At 59.2% G+C, this 6069-nt stretch carries 5 protein-coding genes and 1 pseudogene; 4 read left to right on the plus strand and 2 right to left on the minus strand.

Features of this window, described 5'->3' with window-relative positions; all coding sequences use genetic code 11:
• Positions 1-96: 96 nt before the first annotated feature.
• Positions 97-1119, plus strand: a pseudogene (locus ACQKPC_RS23385) (FAD-dependent oxidoreductase); the annotation flags it as partial.
• A gap of 254 nt (positions 1120-1373) precedes the next feature.
• Positions 1374-2441 (plus strand): uroporphyrinogen decarboxylase, encoded by a 1068-nt coding sequence (gene hemE / locus ACQKPC_RS23390; protein ID WP_427626615.1) that lies wholly within the window; start codon positions 1374-1376, stop codon positions 2439-2441.
• A 171-nt stretch (positions 2442-2612) separates the two neighbouring features.
• On the opposite strand, the gene ACQKPC_RS23395 is transcribed toward hemE, so the two are convergent.
• Positions 2613-3854, minus strand: coding sequence for an MFS transporter (locus ACQKPC_RS23395; protein WP_427626677.1), 1242 nt, complete (start codon positions 3852-3854; stop codon positions 2613-2615).
• A 152-nt stretch (positions 3855-4006) separates the two neighbouring features.
• Here ACQKPC_RS23395 and ACQKPC_RS23400 point away from each other — a divergent pair, with 152 nt between their 5' ends.
• Positions 4007-4909 (plus strand): LysR substrate-binding domain-containing protein, encoded by a 903-nt coding sequence (locus ACQKPC_RS23400; protein WP_427626617.1) that lies wholly within the window; start codon positions 4007-4009, stop codon positions 4907-4909.
• Positions 4910-5008: 99 nt separating this feature from the next.
• Positions 5009-5392 carry a type II toxin-antitoxin system PemK/MazF family toxin gene (locus ACQKPC_RS23405; protein WP_427626619.1) on the plus strand — a complete coding sequence of 128 codons (384 nt, stop codon included), beginning with the start codon at positions 5009-5011 and terminating at the stop codon, positions 5390-5392.
• A gap of 207 nt (positions 5393-5599) precedes the next feature.
• Here the strand turns inward: ACQKPC_RS23405 and ACQKPC_RS23410 are convergent, their stop codons facing one another.
• Positions 5600-6046 carry a hypothetical protein gene (locus tag ACQKPC_RS23410; RefSeq protein ID WP_008067623.1) on the minus strand — a complete coding sequence of 149 codons (447 nt, stop codon included), beginning with the start codon at positions 6044-6046 and terminating at the stop codon, positions 5600-5602.
• Positions 6047-6069: the final 23 nt, after the last annotated feature.

The raw sequence follows: 6069 nt of genomic DNA on the forward strand, positions 1-6069 counted from the left end.
GTAACCGTAAAAACCAACCAGGACGATCAGCATGCTTGGCGCCAAAACCAGTTTGGGGAGCCAGCGCTGCAATGCGTCGAACGGTGAGGCTTTGCCGCGTTCGCCATGGGCTGGCGCCCGGACATGTCCAAGGTCAAACCGACCGGCAAGCGTGTTGCGGTGATCGGTGCGGGCCCTGCGGGCCTGGGCTGTGCCGACGTGCTGGTACGTGGCGGCGTGACCCCGGTGGTGTTCGACAAGAACCCGGAAATCGGCGGTCTGCTGACCTTCGGCATCCCCGAGTTCAAGCTGGAAAAGACCGTGCTGAGCAATCGCCGCGAAGTCTTCACCGGCATGGGCATCGAGTTCCGCCTGAACACCGAAATCGGCAAGGACGTGACCATCGAGCAACTGCTCGAAGAATACGATGCCGTGTTCATGGGCATGGGCACCTACACCTACATGAAGGGCGGCTTTGCCGGTGAGGATCTGCCGGGCGTGTATGACGCGCTGGACTTCCTGATCGCCAACGTCAACCGCAACCTGGGCTTTGAAAAGTCGCCGGAAGATTTCGTCGACATGAAAGGCAAGAAGGTCGTGGTACTGGGTGGTGGCGACACAGCGATGGACTGCAACCGTACTTCGATTCGCCAGGGCGCCAAGTCGGTGACCTGTGCCTATCGTCGCGACGAAGCGAACATGCCGGGCTCGCGCAAAGAGGTGAAGAACGCCAAGGAAGAAGGCGTGAAATTCCTCTACAACCGCCAGCCGATTGCGATCGTCGGTGAAGACCGCGTCGAAGGTGTGAAAGTGGTCGAGACCCGTCTCGGCGAGCCGGACGCCCGTGGCCGTCGCAGCCCCGAGCCGATCCCGGGTTCCGAAGAGATCATTCCGGCTGACGCCGTGGTCATCGCCTTCGGCTTCCGTCCAAGCCCGGCGTCGTGGTTCGAGCAGTTCAGCATTCAGACTGACAGCCAGGGCCGCGTCGTGGCACCGGAACAAGGCCAGTACAAACACCAGACCAGCAACCCGAAAATCTTCGCCGGTGGCGACATGGTGCGCGGTTCCGACCTGGTGGTAACGGCGATCTTCGAAGGCCGCAATGCCGCTGAAGGGATCCTGGATTACCTGGGCGTGTAACCCCGATTCCTGAGCTGAAATGCAGTAACCCTGTGGGAGCGAGCCTGCTCGCGATAGCGGTGTATCAGTCACCAGATGTATTGGCTGACACTCCGTCATCGCGAGCAGGCTCGCTCCCACAGTTGTTTCTCAGTGTTGCTAAACAGCGCATTCCACCGCGACAAATTGACCCGATAGACAAAAGGAGCGGCTCTTGCCGTGCCTTTTGCGCCCGGCTCTGAGAAAATGCCCGCACTTTTTTTCCGGATGCCGACATGACTGCCCTGAAGAACGACCGTTTCCTTCGCGCCCTGCTCAAGCAACCCGTAGACGTCACCCCTGTGTGGATGATGCGTCAGGCCGGTCGCTACCTGCCTGAATACCGCGCCAGCCGTGCCAAGGCAGGTGACTTCATGAGCCTGTGCATGAACCCGGAGTTCGCTTGCGAAGTCACGATGCAGCCGCTCGACCGCTATCCGCAACTGGACGCGGCGATCCTCTTCTCCGACATCCTGACCATCCCCGATGCCATGGGCCAAGGCCTGTATTTCGAGACCGGTGAAGGTCCGCGCTTCAAGAAAGTCATCAGCACCCTGGCCGACATCGAAGCCCTGCCGATTCCTGATCCGCACAAAGATCTCGGCTACGTCATGGATGCGGTCAGCACCATCCGTCGTGAACTGAACGGCCGCGTGCCGCTGATCGGCTTCTCCGGTAGCCCATGGACGTTGGCGACCTACATGGTCGAAGGCGGCTCGTCGAAAGACTTCCGCAAGACCAAAGCCATGCTCTACGACAACCCGCAAGCCATGCACCTGCTGCTGGACAAGCTCGCACAGTCGGTCACTTCGTACCTCAACGGCCAGATCATGGCCGGCGCGCAAGCGGTGCAGATCTTCGACACCTGGGGCGGTAACCTCTCCGCAGCGGCCTACCAGGAATTCTCCCTGGCCTACATGCGCAAAATCGTCAGCGGCCTGATCCGCGAGCACGAAGGCCGCAAAGTGCCGGTCATCCTGTTCACCAAGAACGGCGGCCTGTGGCTGGAAAGCATTGCCGACGCCGGCGCGGATGCGCTGGGCCTGGACTGGACCTGCGACATTGGTGAAGCACGCCAGCGCGTCGGCAACAAAGTCGCCCTGCAAGGCAACATGGACCCGACCGTGCTCTACGCGAAACCTGAAGCCATTCGCGCCGAAGTTGGTCGCATTCTCGCCAGCTACGGCAAGGGCAGCGGCCACGTGTTTAACCTCGGTCATGGCATCACCCCGGAAGTTGACCCAGAACATGCTGGCGCCTTCCTGCGCGCGGTGCATGAACTGTCGGCGCAGTATCACGAGTGATCGTGGCCCAATAAAAAACGCCTGGCTTTGCCGGGCGTTTTTGTATGAGACATCAGGTAGTACTCGGTCAATGTGGGAGCGGGCTTGCTCGCGAAAGCGGTTGAACATTCAACATCGATGTCGACTGATCCACCGCTTTCGCGAGCAAGCCCACTCCCACATGGTTTTGCGTCAAGCCTTCACATCGCCCAACGGCGGCAATTTCGCCAGTTTCAATGCCACCAACAGCGCAATCACCAACAACCCGCCAATAAACAACCCGATCCCGTTCCAGCCACCCAAGTGCCAGGCCACGCCGCCCGCTGTACCCGCGATACTCGACCCGGCGTAATAGCTGAACAGGTACAGCGACGACGCCTGTCCTCTGGCCTTGATCGCTCGGCGACCAATCCAGCTACTGGCCACTGAATGCGCGCCGAAGAAGCCAAAGGTGAAGATCAGCATGCCAATGATCACCACCGGCAACGGCGTGAGCATGGTCAGGGCGAGGCCAGCGATCATCAGCACGATGGTTGCCCAGAGCACTTTGCGCCGGCCGAGCTGGTCGGCCAGGGCGCCGATTTTCGCCGAGCTGTAGATGCCCGACAGGTACACCACCGAGAGCAACCCGACGAAGGCCTGGTCCATGTGGTACGGCTCGGCCAGCAGGCGATAACCGATGTAATTGAACAGCGTGACGAACGCACCCATCAGCACGAACGCCTCAAGGAACAGCAGTGGTAGACCTGCATCGCGAAAGTGCATGGTGAAGCCGTCGAGCAGGCTGCGCGGATGCAACGAGCGGGCGCGGAAGTTGCGCGATTTCGGGAGGATTTTCCAGAACACCGCTGCGGCAATCAGCGCCAGGCCACCGATGACCAGCATCGCCGTGTGCCAGCTGACGAAGTCGATCAATACCCCGACGATCAACCGCCCGCACATGCCGCCAATAGCGTTGCCACCGATGTACAAGCCCATGGCCAGGCCAAGGTGCTGCGGATGGATTTCTTCGCTCAGGTAAGTCATCGCGACCGCCGCCAGACCGCTCAACGACAACCCCACCAGCGCCCGCATCACCAGCACGCCTTGCCAGCTCGGGATCATTGCGCTGGCCATGGTGCAGAGAGCGGCGGCGAACAGCGCGGCGACCATCACCGGTTTACGCCCGATGCGATCAGAGATGGGGCCGGTGATCAGCAAGCCGATGGCGAGCATGCCGGTGGCCACCGACAGGATCAGGCTGCTCTGCGCAGCATTGATGGAAAATTCGTGGGACAGCAACGGCATCATCGGCTGCACGCAATACAGCAGGGCGAAGGTCGCGAAGCCGCCCGAGAACAGCGCCAGCACCGTGCGCATGAACATCGGCGTGCCTTTTTCGATGTAGATCTCGCTTCGCTCGGCGACGACATCATCCAGCGCAGTGGGCGGAATTTCATGGGCGAGTGGGGCGACAGCAGTTTTCACTTCAGACCTCGGAGGGGCGCAGCCGGTCAGGCAATGAAAAAATCATATAGCTGGCTAATGATTCAATCCAATATATTGTTCGACCTGTTTGATAGGTTTAACGACCTAATGGAGTTTTCATGGAATTGCGCCACCTGCGCTACTTCATCGCCGTCGCCGAAGAACTGCATTTCGGCCGCGCCGCCCAAGTGCTGGGCATCTCGCAACCGCCGCTGAGCCAGCAGATTCAGGCGCTGGAGCAGGAGGTCGGCGCGCGGCTTTTCGAGCGTACCAATCGTCGGGTCGAACTCAGCGAGGCCGGTCGGCTGTTTCTGGAAGAGGCGCGGTTGGTGTTGGCTCAGGTCGACAAAGCGGCCGATGTTGCACGGCGGGCACAACTCGGTGAGTTGGGGGAACTAAAGATCGGCTTCACCTCGTCGGCACCGTTCAACTCGACCATTCCCCAAGCGATTTTCTCGTTTCGCCAGCGCTTCCCGGCAGTCCACCTGAACCTGCGGGAAATGAGCAGTACCCAAGTGGCTGATGCATTGGTGGACGAATCAATCGAAGTCGGCATCATGCGGCCGCTTGGGCTGCCGGACTCGCTCAGCGTAGTGGAATTGATGCGTGAGCCACTGGTGGCGGTGCTCAGCTCCAAGCATCCGCTGGTGAATGGCAGCGAAGAAGGTTTATTCCTCTCGGCGCTAGCCCTCGAACCATTCGTATTTTTCCCGCGCAGCTATGGCAGTGGTTTGTACGCACAGCTGCTCAGCCTGGCACGGGATGCCGGTTTCAGCCCGCACTTCGCGCAAGAGGCTGGCGAGGCGATGACGATTATCGGGTTGGTGGCGGCAGGTTTGGGAGTGTCGGTGTTGCCGGCGTCGTATCAGCGGATGCGTATTGATGGCGTGGTCTACCGCCCGTTGCTGGATCCGGAAGCGGTGTCGGCCGTGTGGCTGGTGCAGCGCAAGGATCAGAAATCTCCGATGGCCAAGGCGTTTGTGGAGTTGCTGACGCGTAAGGTTGAACCGTTAATGCCATGACTGCGAGCGCCCGAAAGAGGGACATTTCAGGTTACGGATCTGCCTTGGTTATTTACCTGATTCTTGCGCAGAATCGTTTTTTTTCGATGAGTGTCATGGATGCCACTTCGATATCAACCCAAGGAAGGCAGCGTACTGATTTGCGACTTCAGGGGTTATGAAGTCCCCGAGATGATCAAGGTCAGACCTGTTGTCGTAATTCGCAAACACAGGACCAATAGTTTGTTGGTGACAGTCGTACCCCTGAGCACCACCGCCCCGGACTGTGTACTTGACCATCATCTGAAGCTTGCGAACCATCTGCATGGAGCCAGTCCGATCTGCTGGGCAAAATGCGACATGGTTGCGACGGTAAGTCTCTCCAGACTGGACCGGATCAAAAGTCGGGATCGTCAGGGAAAGCGTGTTTATCTCATTTCACAACTTGCAACAGATGAGTTTTTTGCAATCAAAGCCGCAGTACGTAGCGCTCTGGGTCTGTGATGGCACTAAGGGTGGCGCGACCGGCGAATTGCCAGCCGTTGTCGTCCGTTCAATTTAAAGCAATACTGCTGACGTTCCCGAAAGGGGCTTGTGAGACTCTGAGGATCCTGGGCAACCAGCCATCGCAGAGCCAGACAGGTAAAGGGCAATGACAAGCCGACCTGTTTGTGAAAGGGCGCCGAAAGGCGCCCTTTGTCGTTTCTAGTGTTACTGAACCTTCGCCAAATCCCCTTTCAGCGCAACGCCCGCCATGAGCGCCCCAGCGTGGCACTCATAGGTCTTGGCATCCTTGCGCTCATTTTTCTTGTAGAAGCTGACGATGTTGGTCACGGCGTTGGCGCCGGCGTTCTTCGCGGCCTGGTGCAGGCTGATGATTGCCGATTGCGCGACCCATTCGCAGGCCACTTCGTCAGACTTGTTGAAGGCGTTGGTTTTCTTATTGGTCACGGCACCCGTGCTGAGGACGGTGACGTTGCCAGTCGGTGTATTGCCTGCCAGGTAGAACTTCACGCTGCCATCGATTTTGCCGGCGCGGGTTGCTTCGGCGACGGCTTTGTCAAAAGGCAGATAGACCGCAGTGTCACGGGCCTGGCTGATGCTCGGCAATGCGCAGATCAGCAGGGTGGCGGCGGCAGCGAGTTTCTTGAAGTGCATGAAGGTCTCCTTGACCCTGAGTT

Source organism: Pseudomonas sp. NPDC089918, from assembly GCF_050280605.1.
Classification (GTDB): domain Bacteria; phylum Pseudomonadota; class Gammaproteobacteria; order Pseudomonadales; family Pseudomonadaceae; genus Aquipseudomonas.

Coding starts and splice junctions, on each gene's coding strand:
- hemE (WP_427626615.1), top strand. CDS start 1,374: ATGACTGCCCTGAAGAACGACCGTTTCCTTCGCGCCCTGCTCAAGCAA.
- ACQKPC_RS23400 (WP_427626617.1), top strand. CDS start 4,007: ATGGAATTGCGCCACCTGCGCTACTTCATCGCCGTCGCCGAAGAACTG.
- ACQKPC_RS23405 (WP_427626619.1), top strand. CDS start 5,009: ATGCCACTTCGATATCAACCCAAGGAAGGCAGCGTACTGATTTGCGAC.
- ACQKPC_RS23410 (WP_008067623.1), bottom strand. CDS start 6,046: ATGCACTTCAAGAAACTCGCTGCCGCCGCCACCCTGCTGATCTGCGCA.